The following is a 19007-nucleotide window of genomic DNA, read 5'->3' as shown; positions in this document are numbered from 1 at the left end:
TCAACACAAGAAATTTTTGAGAAAAACTTAATTAACAGCGCCTTAAAAAATAATTTTACCTGTTGAGGTTATTAACGAGGCTATCCTTACGGCATCAAAAATGCGCTCTTCGGTGGCTCCCATTTTTATAAGTGAATCTTCATGAGCATTTACGCACATTTCGCAACCATTAACAGCAGAAATAGCCAGGCTCATCAATTCAAAAAACTCTTTACCTGTTACCGGCTTCATCATAATTTGCATTCGGATTCGTGCCGGAATCTGGCTGTACTTTTCCTTCTGTGTAAAGTGTCTGAAACGATAGAAAACATTATTGGAAGCCAATAATGAAGCGCATGCTGCAGCCTCTGCAATTTCTTCCTGACTGGATTCATGTTCGGCAGCAAACTTTTTAAAGAAGCTGATCATTAAATCATTTCTTTCATTAACTGCAATACTTAAAGCCAGCAGACCAATTTCCTTTTGAGAAAGGTATTCTGAATTTAAAATACTGCTGAAATTCAATTTTAGATCACGCAAATATCGTGATTCACCCTGCTCTAAAAGCAAAAGTGCCGGCGTGCGGTGTTCAGGATCTGCATGAATAGTATTTAATATTTCCCTGATAACTTCGGTGCTTTCGGACATGTTTATAATTTTTTAATTAAAAAAACTCCTCAAAAACCGATTAATCGGAAAATTGAGGAGTTTTAAAATCGGTTAATTTATACTGTTAAAGTTTCCTGACCTTTTTCCCAGTTACAAGGACATAACTCGTCTGTTTGTAAACCATCCAGTACACGAATAATTTCTTTAACGTTACGTCCAACGCTTAAATCATTAACACAAACCCAACGAACAATACCTGTCGGGTCAATAATGAAAGTAGCACGGTAAGCAATTTTCTCTGTTGGTTCTAATATTCCCAAATCTTCGGCTAAGGATTTTGAAGTATCAGCAAGCATCGGGAATTTTAGATTGCGAAGATCATCATGATTATTTCTCCATGCCAAATGAACATTTTCTGAATCTGTAGAAGCTCCAATCAAACGTGCATCGCGGTCCGTGAAATCAGAAAATGCTTTATTAAATTCAGAGATTTCTGTTGGGCAAACAAACGTAAAATCTTTTGGCCACCAAAACATTACGGTCCAAACGTTATCATCATTTGTTAAATATTCTGATGTAATGGTTTCAAATTCTTTTCCTTTTTCAATACTTACTACTGCTTTTTTTTCAAATGCCGGAAATTTCTGTCCTATAGTTATCATATTCGATATTTATTAATTTTTATAATATGCAGCAAAGGTAAGTTTATAAAACTCGCAAAAAAACGAGCTTGTTAAAATATCTCATACTATTTATTGATGATGTTATAGTAAAAAACTATATAATGTTAAATAATATTTAAATGGCTTATCAGGCAAAAAAAAAATCAAAACAAGTAGCTTAATATTCAAACTCACATTTTAACACAATATTAATCAGGTTCATGAACTTTTCCTGTTCATGAAATCTTTCAGATTTTTAGCGGCAGTTTTCTCAACTTTATTTCTTAGAAAAGAAGTCCGTCCAAATAAAAAACCCTTTAAACCTAAAGCTTGCCTTGCCCAATTATAAAAATCAAATTTATCTCTGTGATTAATTATTTTCCCGTTTTCGAACTGAAAATCTGCATAAATATGATTTACAACTTTCCTTTGAGAAGCAGAAAAAGTATATGTAGCAATCCACTCTGCACTTCCTTTAAAGTTATCAGCCTTTATATTTTTAAATTCCAGCTGCAAATCTTTGCTCCTCTTTAAAAGCATTTCCCACATGCATTTTACTTCGGCAGAATTTAAATTTTTAAATACTTCATCATTAAAAACAGCATCATTTGAATAGCAATTCTGCATGCTTATATAATCTCCATTTTGAAATGCCGAATAAAATGATCTGATCAATTGCGCATTTGGGTTCATATATAATTGCTTAAACTATACTTACCTTGCTTAACAAAAAAATCAATCCACAAGAATTGATTTTAGTGCTTTTATCAAATCATTCACTTCATCAAGCGAATTGTAATGAGCCAAACTTACACGCACAACTCCATCTTTATCGTTTAGGTCCAGATCACCGATTAATTTCTTGGCATAAAAATCACCAAACCGAATTCCAATATTAAATTTATCCACTTGCAATACTATATCAGAACTTTTCAAGTCCTGATGAACAAATGAGATGGTGGGAACACGTTTTTTATAGTCAGCATCAGTTTTACCAATTACACGAATTTTAGAATTTGTGTTTAAATAAGACAATAAAACCGCGGATAATTTTTCTTCGTGAATTGAAATCAACTCAAAACATTTCTGATACTTTTCACGATTATTTTTAAGCGGGTAATCCGGATAGTGATGCTCATAAAAAGCATTTAAATAATCAGTAATACCTGTTAAGCTGTACGTTAATTCGAAGTTGTAATTTCCCGGTTGAAATTTATAGGGCACATCATCATCTTTAATAAAATAATGATTAATTCCTTTCATGTTTTGCAGCAAATGCAACTTGCCAAACATAACTGCCAAATGCGGACCATAAACTTTATACCAGCTGAAAACATAAAAATCTACATTCCATTTTTGAACATCAACTAAACGATGAGGTGCATACGCAACTCCGTCTACACAAAACAATGCACCTGCTTTATGTACAATGCTGCAAATTTCCTCTATCGGATTTATCGTTCCCAATACATTGGAAGTATGAACCATAGCAACAAGGTTTGTTCTATCTGAAAATAAAGCTTTCAGATCTTCAATTTCAAACTCAAAGGTTTGCGGATTGATCTTCCAGATTTTAATTACAATCCCTTTATCTTCTAAATCTGTCCAGCATGAAACATTAGCTTCATGATCAGAATTGCTTACTATAACTTCATCTCCTTCTTTCCATTGATGGGAAAGGCTTATACTCAAAATACGAAATAACATAGTGGAAGAAGGACCGATTACAACTTCACGGCTATCAGACGCATTAATGTAATCTGCCACCATGTCTGTGGCATTTATCAGTTTTTCGCCTGCTTCTACAGAAACTTTATAAGAAGCGCCCAATTGAACATTACTATTGATCAGGTAATCAGTTATTTTATTCGCAACTCTGCTTAAAACCTGCGACCCACCGGCATTATCCATAAACACAAATTCCTTATCCAGAGCGGGAAATTGCTTTCTTACAAATTCTAAATCCATACTTCTTGTTTGTGTTGAAAAGGTATAGAATATTTATAAAATAAAAGTGATTTGTTTAAAGTATTGACTTTGAAATCAGGGCAGAATTAGCAGGTAGGCCATTCAATAATTGATTTTTAATATATCATAATCGAATTCAGGTGCACTTTATATGCTACTGAATTTAAGTGTTTTACAAATAAAATTTCTAAAAATACACGCTAACTTAGCTTAAAAATATATGTAACAATTACAATACATTTAACAAAGTGGGCGTTATCATGGCAGAAATCAACAAATCGTCTATGTAAATTTTTACTCAAATAAATTCAACAGTAACTTTAAAATTAGACAAATGAAAAACGTGAGCAGGAGTATTTTAGCATTAACAGCAGTATCTATCGGATTATTTTCTTTTACCGCTTTTGAAGGCGGAACTATTAAAGGAACAGTAACACCTTCAGGTTCTGTAGAGTCAGTTTATGCTATTTCGGGAACAGATACAATCAAAGCACAAGTAGCAGACAGCTTGGTGGCCCTTGAGGTAAAGCCTGGTACATATTCTATACAAATTGACGCTAAAGAACCATTTAAGGATCAGAAAGTAGAAAATGTATTGGTAGAAGAAGGTAAAACAACTGATCTGGGTACAATAACTTTAAATCAGTAATTTTTCAGATTTATATAAAAAAAGCGAAGTGGGAACACTTCGCTTTTTTTATAGTAACATCAAATTTTTATTTTTTAAGACTTTCTTCAAAAAGTTTAAATATCCGTTTATATTCATCAGTCCAGCTGGAAGGCTCCACAAACCCATGATCTTCTACAGGATAAACCGCAAGTTCCCAGTTATCCTTTTTCAATTCAATTAGTCGCTGCGAAAGTCTTACAATATCCTGAAAGTGAACATTCTCATCTACCATACCATGAGCCATCAGCAAATTACCTTTTAGTCCGTCGGCAAAATAAATAGGCGAGCTTTTCTTGTAGGCTATTTCATCATTAAAAGGTTCATTCAAAATATTTGAAGTATATCCATGATTATAATGTGCCCAGTCTGTAACCGAGCGTAATCCTGCTCCGGCCGCAAAAACATCAGGAGTTGTAAACATGGCCATTAGTGTAATAAATCCGCCATAAGAGCCTCCATAAAGCCCAACATTTTTCGGATTAACATTGTATTTATCAACCAGTAATTTCACACCATCTACCTGATCGGTCAAATCTTTACCACCCATGTGGCGGTAAATCCCGGTGCGATGATCACGGCCATAGCCGGAGCTCCCTGTATAATCAATATCTAAAACCGTGTAACCATTATCTGCCAGAAAATTATGAAACATATATTCCCTGAAATACTGACTCCACCAGTAATGAACATTCTGAAGGTAACCTGCTCCATGCACAAAAACAACAGCCGGTTTATTCGCATCGGCATTTGAAGGGCGATATAAACGGGCGTGTACATCATCTCCAAATCTATTTTTGAAATTGATCATTTCCGGCTCTCGCCAGGAATATGAATCAAATTCTTTGCTTGTTGAACTGGTGATTTTTGTTGCTTTTGCCCCGGCTTTATTTTCCTGAATGTATAATTCCCAGGGTTTATTTGATGTTGAGTGTCGTATTGCAAGCCACTTTTCATCAGGAGATAGGGAAACTTCATTGCCACCTTTCATCCCGGTAAGCTGCAAAGGGGTTCCGCCTGAAACCGGCATTTTATAATAATGGGTAATTCCCGGATGCTGCATATTCGCCGTAAAATAGAAAGTCCGCTTATCTCTTGACAAATTCAGTGACTGGATTTCATACTTTCCGCTTGTAAGCTGTTTCTTGGTTCCGCTTAATACATTTACCAGATAAATGTGTGAATAGCCCGAAGCTTCACTCTGAAAATAGAATGTGTTTGCATCCGTAAATCCAACATTGCCACCACCAAAAGCGCCGCCAATTCCGGGGCCGCCAATCCAGGCTTCATCCCGTTGACGGTCTAAAAGTGTTAATTTGCCCGATAATTGATCCAGCTTCATAATCCAGCGATCTTTATTATCCAAAGAAACAACCACAACTACAGCCTGACGGCCATCTGCATTCCAGAAAGGACCGGTTATAGCCACTTCTCTGTTCTCATTCTTTTTAGTGCGTTCTTCAAGTTGTTTCGGGTAATCTTTTACGTAATCCGGAAGATCTTTTATACCAGGTATAGAACCTGTTTCAATGCTGTAAACGGAGTCTCTTTTCTGGTCGTAAATATAATTTTGATAAGTTGTTAGCGGATTGCCAACTTTACTACGGGTTTGTATATCCTCAGTATATCCAGATCCTGTTACATAATTAGGAACTATGGTTGTTTTTGAAAATTCTGGTTGCTTGCCAATTCTCCAGGTAATAAAATTTTCATCCGGACTAATCCGGATATTATTGATGAAACTACGCTCATCCAGATATACCTCTTTGGGGCGTTTAGATTCAAATAGTTTACGTTCATCGGCATCCAGCTTTTTTTCTTTTTCTTCTTTCTTTATGATTTCAAAATCTCTAAGCTGATCTTGCTTTAACCATTCATCCTGAACACTTAATTTACTTTCGGGCCTTTTGCGACTCCGGCTGAAGTTGGTCAGCTGCACTAATTCACCACCTTTGGTATCAATGCTAAATAAATTATCACCACGCTGAAAAAATACCTTATTGCCATCTGCACTGAAAGCCGGATTACTTTCACGTTCCACAGTTTGGGTCAGAATTTTTTCTTTCCCGTCTTTTAAATTTTGGATAAGCAGATCTCCATTCCGTTCGAACAGAATCTTACTTCTGTCTGAACTATAAATTACCTGCCGGCGGTTTAATCTGTTTCTGGTTTGATCAGAAACCTTAACAGGATTTTTATTTGCGATGTTTATCATGAATGTAGCATCGCGTTCAGCAGATTCAGGATTCCAGTTAAAATAAACATCCCGGCTGTTTACATCCCACTGAATATTGCTAGGAGAAACGCCCATCCATTTTGGATCTCGCATAATTTTTTCAACAGTTAATGGAGCAATCTGCTGTGCATTTAACTGGTAAACCGAAGTTGTAAAAAGGAATAATAAATAGATTTTTCTCATTATAGAATCTGGCTGTTTTATCAAAATTTAAATTTGGTAATATATTTTAAAAATCCTTGTATTAAAACTGTTAATCTGAACACATAGGAATTCAAATTCTTCTTTTGTATTTTTAATAAAGCAGAATCTATTTAGCCGTATCTAAGAATAGTATGAATTAAATACTAGTATGATGAAAGATCGTATTAAAAGAAAAGCAAAATCATCTGATCAATTAAATGAGCCTGCAACAGATTCGAAATGGAATGATCTGCCTGTAAGCATAAGTTCCAGAAAAAGCCTTGCATCTGCAGAGAAGTTTATTGTCAACCCGGGGAAATTCATCGGGAAAACTAAAATTAATACTAAACCTGCCAACACCTTGCTGCTTTATGGTAAGAACACTTCATCTAAAAACAAAGCAGCCACATTACTCGCAAGCCAGACGGGGAAACAAATTCAGCGGGTAGATTTATCGCAAATAATCAGCAAATATATTGGCGAAACAGAAAAAAACCTGGAAACGCTGTTTGCAAAAGCAGCGGATAAAAACTGGATTCTATTCTTCGACGAAGCAGATGCCTTATTTGGTAAAAGAACGGACGTAAAGGATTCGCATGATAAATACGCCAACCTGGAAGTGGCGTATCTTTTACAAAAAATAGAACACTTTCCCGGATTGGTAATTCTATCAAGCAACAAAAAAGAAAATATAGATTCTGCTTTTATCAGGCGCATAAGATCAGTCTATTTTAAAAAACTGCCGGAATAATCCGACATTTTTTATCGAAAACTACTCTTCGCCATCAAATGATGTGCTTCTTAACGTATTTCCAAAAAATATGGCATTCATAAACAATTTGCTTGTTCCGAACCAGAATGCTCTGAAATTTGGATTATCCGAAAAGGAAATCACCTGACCGCTGCCGAAATTGCTGCATATGATTGATGCGGATCCTTTGAGTAACTTTTCATTTTCTTTTGAAATATATCCGGCCAGCAATGGCTTATCCGTATATGCGAGCGGGGTTACAAACGGATTTTTAGGCTTGTCAAACATCCCGGTTCCTTCCCTGAAAACAGGAATACTTGTTCCTTTAATTCCGTATGCTAATGGATGCGTCCGATCTAAACGGGTTTGAAAAATTGCACCCGGAATGAATTGCGCTCCCATAATTTCCTGCTGCGTATCGTAATTTCTAAATGCCGCAGAATCGATATTTTTTTGCTCTTTATATCTGATGTTGCTCAGGCCTGCAGCATTCGTCCAGCGATTGGCGTTTCCAATAGCTATTAAAACTCCGCCATTGCGCAACCAGCGTTTTATTTCTTCTTTACCGGATTCAGTTAAACCCGAATAAGAACCTTCGGCCATGATCATCACTGTATATTTATCGAGGTTCATTCGGCTTAACCGGCTTTGTTCCAGTAAGGTTGGTGGCATGTTAAAGCGCTGATCCAGTAAATGCCAAACTTCACCGGCATCATTATTATTTACTCCCTGGCCGGTTAGAAGCGCAATTTTAGGTTGTTCTACCAGCTTAAAATTACTGCTCCCCAGATTTATTCCTTCCGTTACGCCAGTACCGGCAGCATATACATCAATAGCATTTTCTTCGGCCAGCTTCGCTAATTTGTTGTAAAGTTCATCTGCATTTAATGTTTGTTCATTTGCCTGAATTAAAATAGTTCCGTAATCAAAATTCCTGATTTCTCCTTCGAGTTTCATGCTGAAATTTCGTTGAGAAACTTTTGCACGAATGCCTGCTTTTAAAAGTTCATTTAGAGCTTTTGGTGCATAAAATTCATTCCATTCAAATAAATAAGCATACTGACTTTTACCTCCATAAATTCTTCCTTTCGGGAAGCTGAAATCCTCTACTTTTGAACCGGTTAAGCCGCTTACTGAGCTTAGTTCTGAGTAAGGCAGATTAAATGCTAAAGGAAAAGTCCAGGCAGAAATGTCATAAAATAAGCTATCGCGAAATTTAGTCTGCTTAGTAAAAATGGCTTTTATTGTTGTGTATTGCGATTGGTTTAAAGGAACCACAAATGAATTGTCTTTTTGGAAATTCTTTCCGCCCTGTGAACTATTTGCCGCCAGTTTATATACCTCAATCTGATGACGACGTAATATATCCAGCAAATGCCAGCTGGTAGCTTTGTTAAAACCATCGCCAAAAACATAACCTTTAACCGGATCAGCTTTCGCCAGATTTAATGCATTCTTATAAAAGTTGCGCTGGTTATTTAAAAGCTCAAGCCGCATTACCTGGGCAGCTTTAAGTGTCGAAAAAGAGGTGACAACCTGATTTCGGATGGTAAAAGGAAAAGTTAACACTCCGTTTACACTTTCCTGTGCATGGCCGCGTGAGCTGGCTTGTTCGAACAGAATTCCTATAGATCCGTTTATATCCGGGTACGTAGATCCTTTTCCGTAATAAAAATCATCATAGGCTTCTTTTGTAAAATATAAAGAACCTATTTTATCCAGAGCTTCCGCATGATATTTTCCCATTTTTGCGGTCAGATCCTGGTTTATCTGGGGAGTTAAAGGGTTTGTCCTGGAAGGTATTCCGGGCTGAAAGAAGAAAGTAGCATTGGTTCCCTGCTCATGATGATCTGTAAGAATCAATGGTTTCCACTCATGAAATTTCTGCAATCTTCCCTTTGATTCATTATGTTGTAATGGTAGCCAGTCGCGGTTAAGATCAAACCAATAGTGGTTGGTACGCCCATTTGGCCAGGGTTCAGAAAACTCTCTCGAATTATTATCACTTACCAGCGTGTTGCTTTTATTGGCATTCACCCATGACGAGAAACGCTGAATGCCATCCGGATTGATTGCCGGGTCAATAAGAATTACTGTGTTTTTAAGCATTTGGTCTACTTCTGCTCCCTGTGCGGCAGCCAGAAAATAAGATACCATCATGTTTGCATTCGCACCGCTGGGCTCATTTCCATGTACGCTGTAACCCATCCAAACCACAGCAGGCATATTCTCCAAATTGACCGAAGCCGATTGAGAAGGTTCGCTTAACTTTAAGTGCTGCTTACGGATTTCATCTATGTTTTTCTGATTTTCTGTCGAGCTGATGGTTAATAACAGGCAGGGCCTGTTCTCATAGGTTCGGGCATATTCCTGTAAAGTAACCCGATCTGAAGTTCGGTCAAGCTCTTTCATATAAGCTACGATCTGATCATGGCTTACGTGCTGTTCGCCGATCTGAAAACCTAAAAATTGTTGCGGGCTGGGTACTTTCTGATCATAAGTAACATTCTGCGGCAGGTAGTAAGATAATGGCTGCTGAGCAAATGATATATTTCCAATAAGTAATAAAATGAAAATAGAAAAGTAGGATTTATTCATATTTCAAGAGATGAACTGCAAGATAATATTTTCTGTAAAATTTAAAGGCGAGGCAATTCCTAATCAAATGCCCAGCAGTTATTCCGCTTTCAATCCCAAGCCCAATCCTGGATTTTCATTTAACACCCATTTCCCATCTGCAAAATCTGGTTGCCTGAACGGATTGTTTATTGTCAGGAACGGACCATCCAGATCGCACCAGTCGCATAATGGGGCCAGAGCCGCAGCTCCTAAGATAGCACAACTGGTTTCACTCATAGAGCCAATCATTACTTTTAAATCCAATTCTCGGGCTTTTTTAATCATCCGGTAACCCTCGTGCATACCGGCGCTTTTCATCAGCTTAATATTGATTCCATGATAAACACTTTTTGCCTTTTCCACATCAGCAAACCGCTGAACGGCCTCATCTCCAATAATGGCAATCGGGCTGTTTTCTGTAATCCAGGCGTTAGAATCTATTGCTTCACGCGGCATGGGTTGTTCGATTAATAATGTGCCATTTTCTGCCAGAAAATGAACCATTTCCAATCCTTCATTCCGGTCTGTCCAGCCCTGGTTGGCATCAATAAAAAGAGGTTTATCGGTTACCGAGCGGATAGTCTGTATAAGCTGCCGGTCATTATCACGCCCTAACTTAACTTTTATAATATGGCAACCTCCGGCATCCTGTAATTTTTCGATGACTTTTTCGGGAGTATCAATGCCAATTGTAAAAGAAGTCAGAGGCATTTTTTCAGGATCAGCATTAAAAAACTTATAGCAGGGGGTATCTTCCAGCTTTCCTTTCAGATCATGCAAAGCAATATCCACAGCTGCTTTTATATTGGGATTTCCGGGAGCTATATCGTCCAGGTAAGAAATAATTTCATCAAAATTAAAGGGATAGCTTAACCAGCTGAGATCTACCTTAGCCAAAAAATCTGAAGCTGAACTCAAATTTTCTCCCATATAAGGAACCATGGAAGCCTCTCCATAGCCAATAAAGCCTTCATGCTCAATTTTAAGGAGCATAATTGGGGTAGAAGTTCTCGAAAAACGGGCGATTGTAAACGGATGTTTTAACTCTAATTCAAAGGGACTGTAACCTATCTTCATAAATGATCGTCTGCATAATAAGCAGGCGTACTAAATAACAAAAATATCAGCAATCATTTCAGAAATACATTTTTAAATTGCTACTTATGAAACCTTCGGCCCTTTATTTATCAGTTATATGTTCAATTATATTATTGATAAGCTCTTGCAGTACCGGTGAACGTTTATTAAAAAAAGGTGAATATGACCAGGCCGTATTTAAGGCTGTTGCCCGTTTACAGAAAGATAAAGTCAACCGGACTGCTTTAAAAACCTTAGAGCAGGCCTATCAATTTGCTGTGGAAGATCATTTAGATAATATAAAAGATGCTAAAATTTCTTCCGATATTTTAAGATGGGAAAATATTCTCAGAGAATATGAGCAGCTAAATTATTTGAATGAAAAAATAAAAGGCTGTATGGTGTGCCGTCAGGAAATAAACAGTACAAAATATATTTCTGAAATTAATGAAGCAAAATATAAAGCTGCTGAGATAAGATATGCCCGCGGGCTAAAATTACTGGAAGAAAATAATCGCGTTAGTGCCAAACAGGCGTATTATGATTTCGAACGTGCAACTGATTTGTATCCCGATTTTAAAGATTCGAGGATAAAAATGGAGGATGCTTATTGGGCCGCAGTTTTAAAAGTTGTGGTAGAGCCGGTTCAGGTAAACAGCGGAATCTATAAGTTCAGTAATGATTATTTTCAAAATAAAATTTACGAATATTTAGAAAATTATGAGGATCGCAGTTTTATTAAATTCTATACTCCCAAAGAAGCTCGAAGCGAAAAACTGATTCCGCACCAGGTTTTGTCGTTAAATTTCCGGGATTTTGTGGTAGGTCAAACCTATGTTAAAGAACGGGTAGAAGTAGTCAATCGCGACAGCGTAAAAATTGGAACTCAGAATGGAAAAGATGTTTACGGACCTGTAAAAGCTGAAGTAAGCGTATTTGAAAAAACTGTTACTTCTGCCGGTTTGCTAAGTTTCAGAATTTCTGACTGGAAAAGTAAAAACATTATAAAAGAAGAGAATATTCCCGGAACATATATTTGGCAGGACCAATGGGCAACCTATAAAGGAGATAAAAGAGCGCTTAATGAAGATCAAAAGCGCTTAATGTCTGGAAGAGAGCAGAGACCGCCTGCACCACAAGATTTGTTTATTGAATTTACGAAACCCATTTATGCCCGTTTAACCGATAATATCAGGCAGTTTTACAGTCGGTTTTAAACAATTTTAATTGCAAATAGTTATGCTTGTATGACATTAAAAAGCAAGCATTTAAGTCCGTTTTTGCTAATTTTCATTTTGTTATTCAGCGCATGCGGAACATCCCAAAAAGGAAGATCTAAAAGACCCGATGCCCGAGTTGTACCTATTGCAATAAATATTCAGTCTGGCAATAACCACGACCTGAATTTTGTAAATATGGATTATTATCGCTTACAGGTTCTTGACCAGCTTGATAATTTTTTAAACGTAGATCTGGATCTGGTGGAGGCTGATGAAAATCCGGAAGTTGTTCTTGACCTCAATATTGACAATTTTGTTCTCTGGCCAAAAAGCGAGCGTATTTCCAGACGAACTTTACGACGGGTTATACAGGTTGGAAACGATTCAGCCGGCAAACCCATCTATCAAACTATTGTAGCTTCAGTAGATATCATCAATGTTGAAAGACGGTCAAATGCCCGATTTACTACTACCTTGACTTTTAAAGGCGCAGATCCCAAAACATACAAACAATCCTTTTATTCAAACTTCAATTACGCTAATACCTACGTAGATAATATCCAGGGCGATCCACGAGCAGTCGATCCTTCTTTGTATTCTATGCGGAGCATGGGAATGGAACCCGTAGAAATCGATTTCCTGCTGAACCTTTCCAGGCGAGACATGCTGCCAAGACTATCATACCAGTTTCGTTCTTATTACAAATAGCTGATCAATTTAAAATTGATGAGAGCAACATTTTGGCCTAACTTTGCGGCCAATGGCTATATCTCTTTTTAATCCTTTCCAGAAGTTTGATTTCAATAAAAATACCTGCTTTCTTAGCGGCGAGAAAATCAGTGCATCAACAGAAGAAATTACCGTGTTTCCGCAATGGCTGATTGATCAGTTTGAGTTAAATCAAAAACATTTTAAACTGCTTGATGAAAGCCGAAGCACATACCAGGATTTAAAATTACCCTGTGCAGACTGGGTTAAGAATGACGCTCTCGATCCGCTTGACGAAGAAATTCAAAACGCATTTAACTCGGGGTACGAACATGTTAAAGAACTTTCCTCCATCAAATTATTTCAGTGGATTTCAAAAATAGTCTACGGAATCATTTATAATGAAATCCGGATGGGACTAAGACAGCAACAATCCGGCGGCGAACCTTTTCTGCTTGCTCAGGGTTTGATCCATAAATTTGGCAATCTCAATTCGATGATGCAATCATTAATCAAACCCATCGAATTTGAAGAAAATACACCCTGGAATATCCGGGTTTTTAAGGTGGAGAATTCAGCAGAAACATTTAACTACCGCGATGAAATAAACACGCTCACATTTTCATTAGCGATGAATGATTTTGGAATTATTGCCTGTTTGCAGGATAACGGAACCAATGCCATTTATCATTCAGACATTCTTGAAAAAATTGATGGGGAAATATTAAAACCAATACAGTTTGAAGAATTAATAGCCCGCTTTTATTATTCAAATTATCTGTTTAACCGTTTGCCGGAATACAGTATTATGCCAACCACGGATAAGGTTTACATTGAAGCGATGCCCCTGCGGGGAATGAGTAATAGACCTTTATTTGACAACTGGCAGGTAAAACCTTACGCACAGGTATTAGAAAATTTATGGAAACCCTGGGGTATAACTCTTTTTGAGATTATCAAAGATCCTGAAAACCCGATAAGTTTTCTATTGAATGAAGAAGGGAATTTCAGCCGGGAAGTTTTTATTCCAACGCCGTCCTGATCAGGAAATCTGCCAGCGATTTTTACTCCAGCTTTCCTGCTCCTTTTTACTTAAGAAAGTCCAGGTCAACACCCTGCTTATTTTCTGACCCTGCGCCATATCAATCGTTTTATATTCGGCTGCTTTCACTTTTCGAAGCCAATTATAAGAACTTTCAAGTGATTTACTTTTTGAAACCAGTGAAGTAAACCAGCAAACATTTTTTGAATAGTGACGGCTTTCCAAAATCATCTCTCCTAAAAATCGTTCTTCTCCGCCCTCGCAAAATAGTTCTGTACCCTGGCCTCCAAAATTTAAAATGGGTTTATTTTTTGAGGCAATTCCCAGATTTTTAAGCTTACGCTTTGTACCTGATGTGGCTTCAGCCAGAGACGAATGGAAAGGCGGATTACAAATACTGAGGTCAAATAATTCTCCCGGTTTAATTATCCCCTTAAAAAAATTAGCCGGGGATTGTTGTTTGCGTATTTCAATCGCATTTTCCAATTGGTTATCTGATACAATCTTTTGTGCCGAATCAACTGCCGACTGACTGACGTCCGATCCTACAAAATTCCAGTCATATTCCTTATTGCCAATCAGGGGATAAATACAATTTGCGCCAACTCCCACATCCAAAACCCGAACCGGTTTACGCGGGATTATTCCATTATTTAGGGTTGCCAGCAAATCGGCCGCATAATGAATATAATCTGCTCTTCCGGGAATGGGAGGGCATAAAAATCCTTCTGGTATGTCCCAGTAATTAATTTCATAGAAAAAAATCAGCAAGGCTTTATTCAGGCTTTTTACGGCTTCAGGATTTGAAAAATCAATAGATTCATCTCCGTACTTATTTGTACCGACAAAAGTTTTCAATCCGGGGTTGGCTTTGCTAAGTGATTTAAAATCGTATCTGAGCCGGTGCTTGTTTCTGGGGTGAAGACTCAGTTTTTCCGGTGGTTTTGCTTCTGCAGATGGAGACATGAGGCAAAGTTAATTAAATAGGATATGTTTTGAGAAAAGCCTGCCGAACTAGAGTTTTGATTATTTAAGCAAAAAGGATTTATCCCTTCCAAAAACAAAGAATTAACATCAACGTTTATTTTAAACCCAGTGAGTAACAATCAAATTATACGTTATGAAAAAATTGAAAAAATTTATATGCTTTAGTCTTGTATTAGCTACAGGATTAATCAGCCCTGCATTTTCGCAAGAAAAACAGGATGAAAAAATTGTTAAGGCCACAACCGTAATAAAAGGCTTTACAGATATGAAAGAAAGCATTCCAGCGGAACTTATGCAAAGGGCAGAAGGAATTATAATTATTCCGGGCCTTATAAATGCAGGTTTTGGAATTGGCGGCAAAAGAGGTAAGGGACTTGCGATGGTAAAAAATGAAGACGGAAGCTGGAGCAATCCTGCTTTTGTAACCTTAACAGGTGGTAGTATCGGGTTTCAGGCGGGAGTACAATCCATAGACCTGGTTATGGTATTTATGAATAAAAGTACCCTTATGAATATCGGGCAGGGAGATTTTACCCTTGGCGGAGATATTTCCATTGCTGCAGGTCCGGTAGGCCGAAGTTCATCGGCCAATACCGACTCAAAGTTAGAGGCAGAAGTTTATTCATATTCACGCAGCAAGGGACTTTTTGCAGGTATCAGCTTAAATGGCGCTCAGCTTGATATTGATAAGGCAGCTAATATGGAGTATTATAAAAAAGAAACTACTGCATCGGCCATTTTTGAAAGCAGCGATAATGTTGATTCAAATGTAAAATCATTAAAGTCAGCTATAAAAGCGATTTATTGAAAACGATTTCCAGAAAAAAAACCGGCTTAATTAAACTTAAGCCGGTTTTTTTGTTTTACGGACTTCCCTCAATTATTTGCACTCTTCGCACTTCTCTCTGCAAGAAACCTGATATGCTGATAACAACTAATTATCAGTAATTTTAATCACAGATTTAATTTCATTTTTTGTTTAAAATTAAGGGTATGGCAAAAACAGCAGGCGAATTTGAACAGGAATTTATTCAAACCGCAAAAGAAAAAACCGGAAAATCATTGGAAGAATGGCTTGAACTGGTGAAAAAAACCGGTTATAGCAAGCAAATGGAAATTCTGAACTGGTTAAAAAAAGAACATCAGTTAAATCATATGCAAGCCCAGTTTGTTGCCGGCATCTTTTTAAATAATGGGCAGGTAGTTTATCAGAATGAAAGCAATTTATTAGAAAATCAATTTGCCAAATGCGAAGATATGAGACCTTTATTTGATGCGGTTTCCAAAAAAATTCTCTTCAATTTTCCGGATGCTCAAATTATTCCCAAAAAAACGTACGTTTCATTTACCGCCAAAAAAGAATTCGCAGCCATCAATATTAAACCTAAGGAAATTAGATTAGGCATTGATCTTGGAGACGAACCTTTTACTGAAGATCTTCAAAAAACCAAATTAACAGGACCCATGCCCCGAATTTCGCACATGGTTGTTATTCAGCATATCAATGACCTAAACGAGCAGGTGTCTTTTCATCTTCAGCAGTCCTATAATCGTTCGCATAAAAAACAGGGAAATTAAGCACTCAATGTCTTCAATAAAAAAAATGCCTTCTCCAATAACCATCCTGATGATGGTTATTTTTTTAGCAGCCCTGGCTACATGGATTTTACCGGCAGGCAAATACGTTACGCTTTCTTATCAGGATAATAACCATTTCATTCTCAGTTCTCCGGGCAAGGAAACTCAGTTAGCCTTAACTCAAAAAACACTAGACAGCCTGCACATTCAAATCAGATTAGAAAAATTTATTCAGGGTGATATCCGCAAGCCTGTTTCTGTTCCGGGTACTTATCAACAGCTTCGTTCTCAAAAACAAGGTTTTTTGGATGTAATTAAAGCTCCTTTAAAAGGCATTACAGATTCTATAGAAATTATTCTCTTTCTGTTTCTTATTGGCGGATTCATCAATATATTCTATACATCGGGCGCAATGGAGCAAGGCCTGATTTATCTTTCTGCCAAAATGAAAGGGAAGGAGGCCTGGCTGATCATTATTCTGGGTTTTCTATTTTCCTTTGCAGGCTCTTCATTTGGAATGGCCGAAGAAGCTTTGGTTTTTTATCCGGTATTAGTACCGCTATTCCTTGCGGCCGGATATGATCTGCTGGTTCCCGTCGCAGTTATTTTTGGCGGAACCCAGTTAGGATATATTTCTTCATTTGTCAATCCGTTTTCTACCATAATTGCCAGTAATGCAGCAGGTGTTAACTGGACCGATGGATTGTATGGCAGGCTGCTGATGTTTGCAATTTCTACAGCTATATTTATTTGGTACGTGGTAAGATATGCCCAAAAAATAAAAAATAATCCTGATTTATCTTTGGTACTTCGCTTTGATGGATTTGTAAAACCGCCATATCCAACCGGTACAAACATTGGTAAAACCACTCAGAGTCCCGACAGAAAATCAGTCATATTACTTCTTATGTTCCTTTTCACTTTTTTAATACTTATTGGAGGAGTAATATTTTTAAAGTGGTGGTTCCTGGAAATGTCTGCATTATTTCTTGCCGCATCCATATTAATGGCTTTTGTTCAGCGGATGAATGAAAAAACATTCATAGAAAAATTTATTCAGGGTGCCGAGAGTATGCTTGGGGTAGCATTTATTATAGGAGTTGCACGAGGCGTTACAATCGTTTTAAATGAAGGAAATGTAACCGACACGATTTTATATTATGCTTCATCGGCTGTAAGCCAGATGCCGGATTCTATTTTCATTGTATCTCTTCTCATAATATTCATGATTTTCACCCTGTTTATTTCATCAACATCGGGCATGGCTGTTGTCACTATGCCGATTCTGGGTTCTCTGGCTATAGTTGCCGGCGTTCCGGGCCGCGAAATAGTCAATTCTTATTTATTTGGAATGGGAATTATGGGATTAATTACTCCCACAGGATTAGTTTTGCCTTCTCTCGCCCTGGTAAATATTAGTTTAAAAACCTGGTTCAGGTTTATCTGGCCCCTGATGATTATTCTGTTTATTGTTTGTGCCTTGTTTCTGATCATCGGAATCAGAATTTAAATACGAGATTTTACGGCCACATATTCTATAAATTAAATACCTTCTTCCAGAAGAAGTAGGGGAATGTGACTATGATAGGATAATTTCTTGGTTACAGTGCGATGAAAAAGGCTTTCGAAAAAACCATACTTTTTAGGAACTGTAATTACAAGTTGAATATCATGTTCATCTGCAAATTTCATAATTCCTTCTGCAGTATCTTCACTATCAATATAATGATATTCTGCATTCTCACTATCCCATAATTCATGGAGTTTTAATTGCTCTTCAGTATTATCAGCATTGAATACCAGCTGATTATCAGCAACATTTAAAATAAATAGTTTAGCACCCAAAGCATGTATAAATGACTTAATAGTTTGGACTGGAGTAGTTTTTAAGACTTTTTTCAAATCGCAGGCAAATAGTACCCGCTTAATACTCTCAAATTTTGCATCCTTGGGAATAATCAATAACGGAACCGAACTTTCCTTTGCAATTTTGATAGCATTACTTCCTATTAATATTTGCTCCAGATTGCTTTTCCCTGTTATTCCCATCACGATAAGTCCGATATGCTGCTGTTCACTTAATAAATTTACAGCTGACACCAGCGGTCGTTCATCGGTCCTGATTTGAATAACTGTTTCCTTGTTTACTAAAACCTGAAGTTTATCTTTTAGCTTGTTAAGATGTTCCAAACTTTCTTTTTGAGTATCAATAGCTTCGGGAGGAATTGACATGGGCATATATGTATTCACCGGAGAAGACCTGTAAGAATGATATAAAAACATACAAGTTGTACCTAACTGATGAGATAAAGCAGCAGCATAATAGGCTGCATTCAATGCTGCATCAGAAAAATCGGTCAGCACCAGCATACTTCTCATGCAGAAAAGATTATTTAAGTATGCGTCAATTGCTTTCCCCAGCTTTTGATATTCCTCATCAGAAATGGACCACTTACCGGTATTTTCTACATTCCAGTTATCTTGTCCGGAACGTGTTAAAATAACCGGACTTCGTTCGCCCGTAATCATTTCTACTTTAAATTTCTGATTGTTTTCATCCAGAGGGGTTATAATAACACCTAAATCCAAAGTACCGGCCTTAAAATTAACGGTGAATATTTTCATGGACTTTCCCTCTTTTGCTGATTATTTGAACAGACCCAAAACTCAGGTTAAAATTTAACGTCATCGTTTTACAATAATCTGAATACTAATTATTTA

General features: G+C 37.2%; 17 protein-coding genes. 8 read left to right on the top strand and 9 right to left on the bottom strand.

Features of this window, described 5'->3' with window-relative positions; genetic code table 11:
* Window positions 1-42 precede the first annotated feature (42 nt).
* The 4 genes from G521_RS0104895 to G521_RS0104880 all read right to left on the bottom strand — a co-directional run bounded on the left by G521_RS0104895 (window position 43) and on the right by G521_RS0104880 (window position 3218).
* Entirely contained in the window at window positions 43-627 is a 585-nt protein-coding gene (locus G521_RS0104895; protein ID WP_026897537.1) for a carboxymuconolactone decarboxylase family protein, read from the bottom strand.
* Window positions 628-704: 77 nt separating this feature from the next.
* The gene (locus G521_RS0104890) at window positions 705-1250 is read right to left on the bottom strand and encodes a peroxiredoxin (RefSeq protein ID WP_185095041.1); all 546 of its coding nucleotides are present in this window, start codon (window positions 1248-1250) and stop codon (window positions 705-707) included.
* A gap of 219 nt (window positions 1251-1469) precedes the next feature.
* The gene (locus G521_RS0104885; protein ID WP_026897535.1) at window positions 1470-1943 is read right to left on the bottom strand and encodes a nuclear transport factor 2 family protein; all 474 of its coding nucleotides are present in this window, start codon (window positions 1941-1943) and stop codon (window positions 1470-1472) included.
* Window positions 1944-1985: 42 nt separating this feature from the next.
* A complete protein-coding gene (locus tag G521_RS0104880; protein ID WP_026897534.1) occupies window positions 1986-3218 on the bottom strand; it encodes a cysteine desulfurase-like protein in 1233 nt (410 codons plus the stop codon).
* Between the two features lie 334 nt (window positions 3219-3552).
* Here G521_RS0104880 and G521_RS0104875 point away from each other — a divergent pair, with 334 nt between their 5' ends.
* Window positions 3553-3867 (top strand): hypothetical protein, encoded by a 315-nt coding sequence (locus G521_RS0104875; protein ID WP_026897533.1) that lies wholly within the window; start codon window positions 3553-3555, stop codon window positions 3865-3867.
* Window positions 3868-3934: 67 nt separating this feature from the next.
* Here the strand turns inward: G521_RS0104875 and G521_RS0104870 are convergent, their stop codons facing one another.
* A complete protein-coding gene (locus G521_RS0104870; RefSeq protein ID WP_026897532.1) occupies window positions 3935-6304 on the bottom strand; it encodes a S9 family peptidase in 2370 nt (789 codons plus the stop codon).
* Window positions 6305-6476: 172 nt separating this feature from the next.
* Here G521_RS0104870 and G521_RS16515 point away from each other — a divergent pair, with 172 nt between their 5' ends.
* Window positions 6477-7055 carry an ATP-binding protein gene (locus G521_RS16515; protein ID WP_245580830.1) on the top strand — a complete coding sequence of 193 codons (579 nt, stop codon included), beginning with the start codon at window positions 6477-6479 and terminating at the stop codon, window positions 7053-7055.
* Window positions 7056-7076: 21 nt separating this feature from the next.
* On the opposite strand, the gene G521_RS0104860 is transcribed toward G521_RS16515, so the two are convergent.
* Together G521_RS0104860 and G521_RS0104855 are read right to left on the bottom strand one after the other, a co-directional pair.
* A complete protein-coding gene (locus G521_RS0104860) occupies window positions 7077-9653 on the bottom strand; it encodes a M14 metallopeptidase family protein (protein WP_026897531.1) in 2577 nt (858 codons plus the stop codon).
* Between the two features lie 78 nt (window positions 9654-9731).
* On the bottom strand, window positions 9732-10751 hold the full coding sequence (locus G521_RS0104855) for a dipeptide epimerase (protein WP_026897530.1): 1020 nt from the start codon (window positions 10749-10751) through the stop codon (window positions 9732-9734).
* A gap of 134 nt (window positions 10752-10885) precedes the next feature.
* Between G521_RS0104855 and G521_RS0104850 the strand changes: the two genes are divergently transcribed.
* From G521_RS0104850 to G521_RS0104840, 3 genes are read left to right on the top strand one after another with little or no spacing between them, the layout of a single operon-like run.
* Window positions 10886-11968, top strand: a complete 1083-nt coding sequence (locus G521_RS0104850) for a hypothetical protein (protein ID WP_245580829.1) — start codon at window positions 10886-10888, stop codon at window positions 11966-11968.
* 30 nt (window positions 11969-11998) lie between these two features.
* Entirely contained in the window at window positions 11999-12679 is a 681-nt protein-coding gene (locus G521_RS0104845) for a hypothetical protein (protein ID WP_026897528.1), read from the top strand.
* Window positions 12680-12731: 52 nt separating this feature from the next.
* On the top strand, window positions 12732-13721 hold the full coding sequence (locus G521_RS0104840; protein WP_026897527.1) for a hypothetical protein: 990 nt from the start codon (window positions 12732-12734) through the stop codon (window positions 13719-13721).
* Here G521_RS0104840 and rlmF read toward each other — a convergent pair whose 3' ends face one another.
* Window positions 13722-14687: a 23S rRNA (adenine(1618)-N(6))-methyltransferase RlmF gene (gene rlmF, locus G521_RS0104835; RefSeq protein WP_026897526.1), complete on the bottom strand. Its 966-nt coding sequence runs from the start codon at window positions 14685-14687 to the stop codon at window positions 13722-13724.
* A 154-nt stretch (window positions 14688-14841) separates the two neighbouring features.
* Between rlmF and G521_RS0104830 the strand changes: the two genes are divergently transcribed.
* The 3 genes from G521_RS0104830 to G521_RS0104820 all read left to right on the top strand — a co-directional run bounded on the left by G521_RS0104830 (window position 14842) and on the right by G521_RS0104820 (window position 17796).
* Window positions 14842-15516, top strand: coding sequence for a lipid-binding SYLF domain-containing protein (locus G521_RS0104830; protein WP_026897525.1), 675 nt, complete (start codon window positions 14842-14844; stop codon window positions 15514-15516).
* Between the two features lie 185 nt (window positions 15517-15701).
* Complete coding sequence (locus tag G521_RS0104825; protein ID WP_026897524.1) at window positions 15702-16286, top strand: DUF5655 domain-containing protein; 585 nt, start codon at window positions 15702-15704, stop codon at window positions 16284-16286.
* A 7-nt stretch (window positions 16287-16293) separates the two neighbouring features.
* A complete protein-coding gene (locus tag G521_RS0104820; protein ID WP_026897523.1) occupies window positions 16294-17796 on the top strand; it encodes a YfcC family protein in 1503 nt (500 codons plus the stop codon).
* A 32-nt stretch (window positions 17797-17828) separates the two neighbouring features.
* Here the strand turns inward: G521_RS0104820 and G521_RS0104815 are convergent, their stop codons facing one another.
* On the bottom strand, window positions 17829-18911 hold the full coding sequence (locus G521_RS0104815; RefSeq protein ID WP_026897522.1) for a universal stress protein: 1083 nt from the start codon (window positions 18909-18911) through the stop codon (window positions 17829-17831).
* Window positions 18912-19007 lie beyond the last annotated feature (96 nt).

The sequence above is a fragment of the Daejeonella oryzae DSM 19973 genome (genome assembly GCF_000422945.1).
GTDB classification, from domain to species: domain Bacteria; phylum Bacteroidota; class Bacteroidia; order Sphingobacteriales; family Sphingobacteriaceae; genus Daejeonella; species Daejeonella oryzae.
Note: the sequence above shows the minus strand (reverse complement) of the source record. Positions and strands in the feature narration are given on the sequence as shown.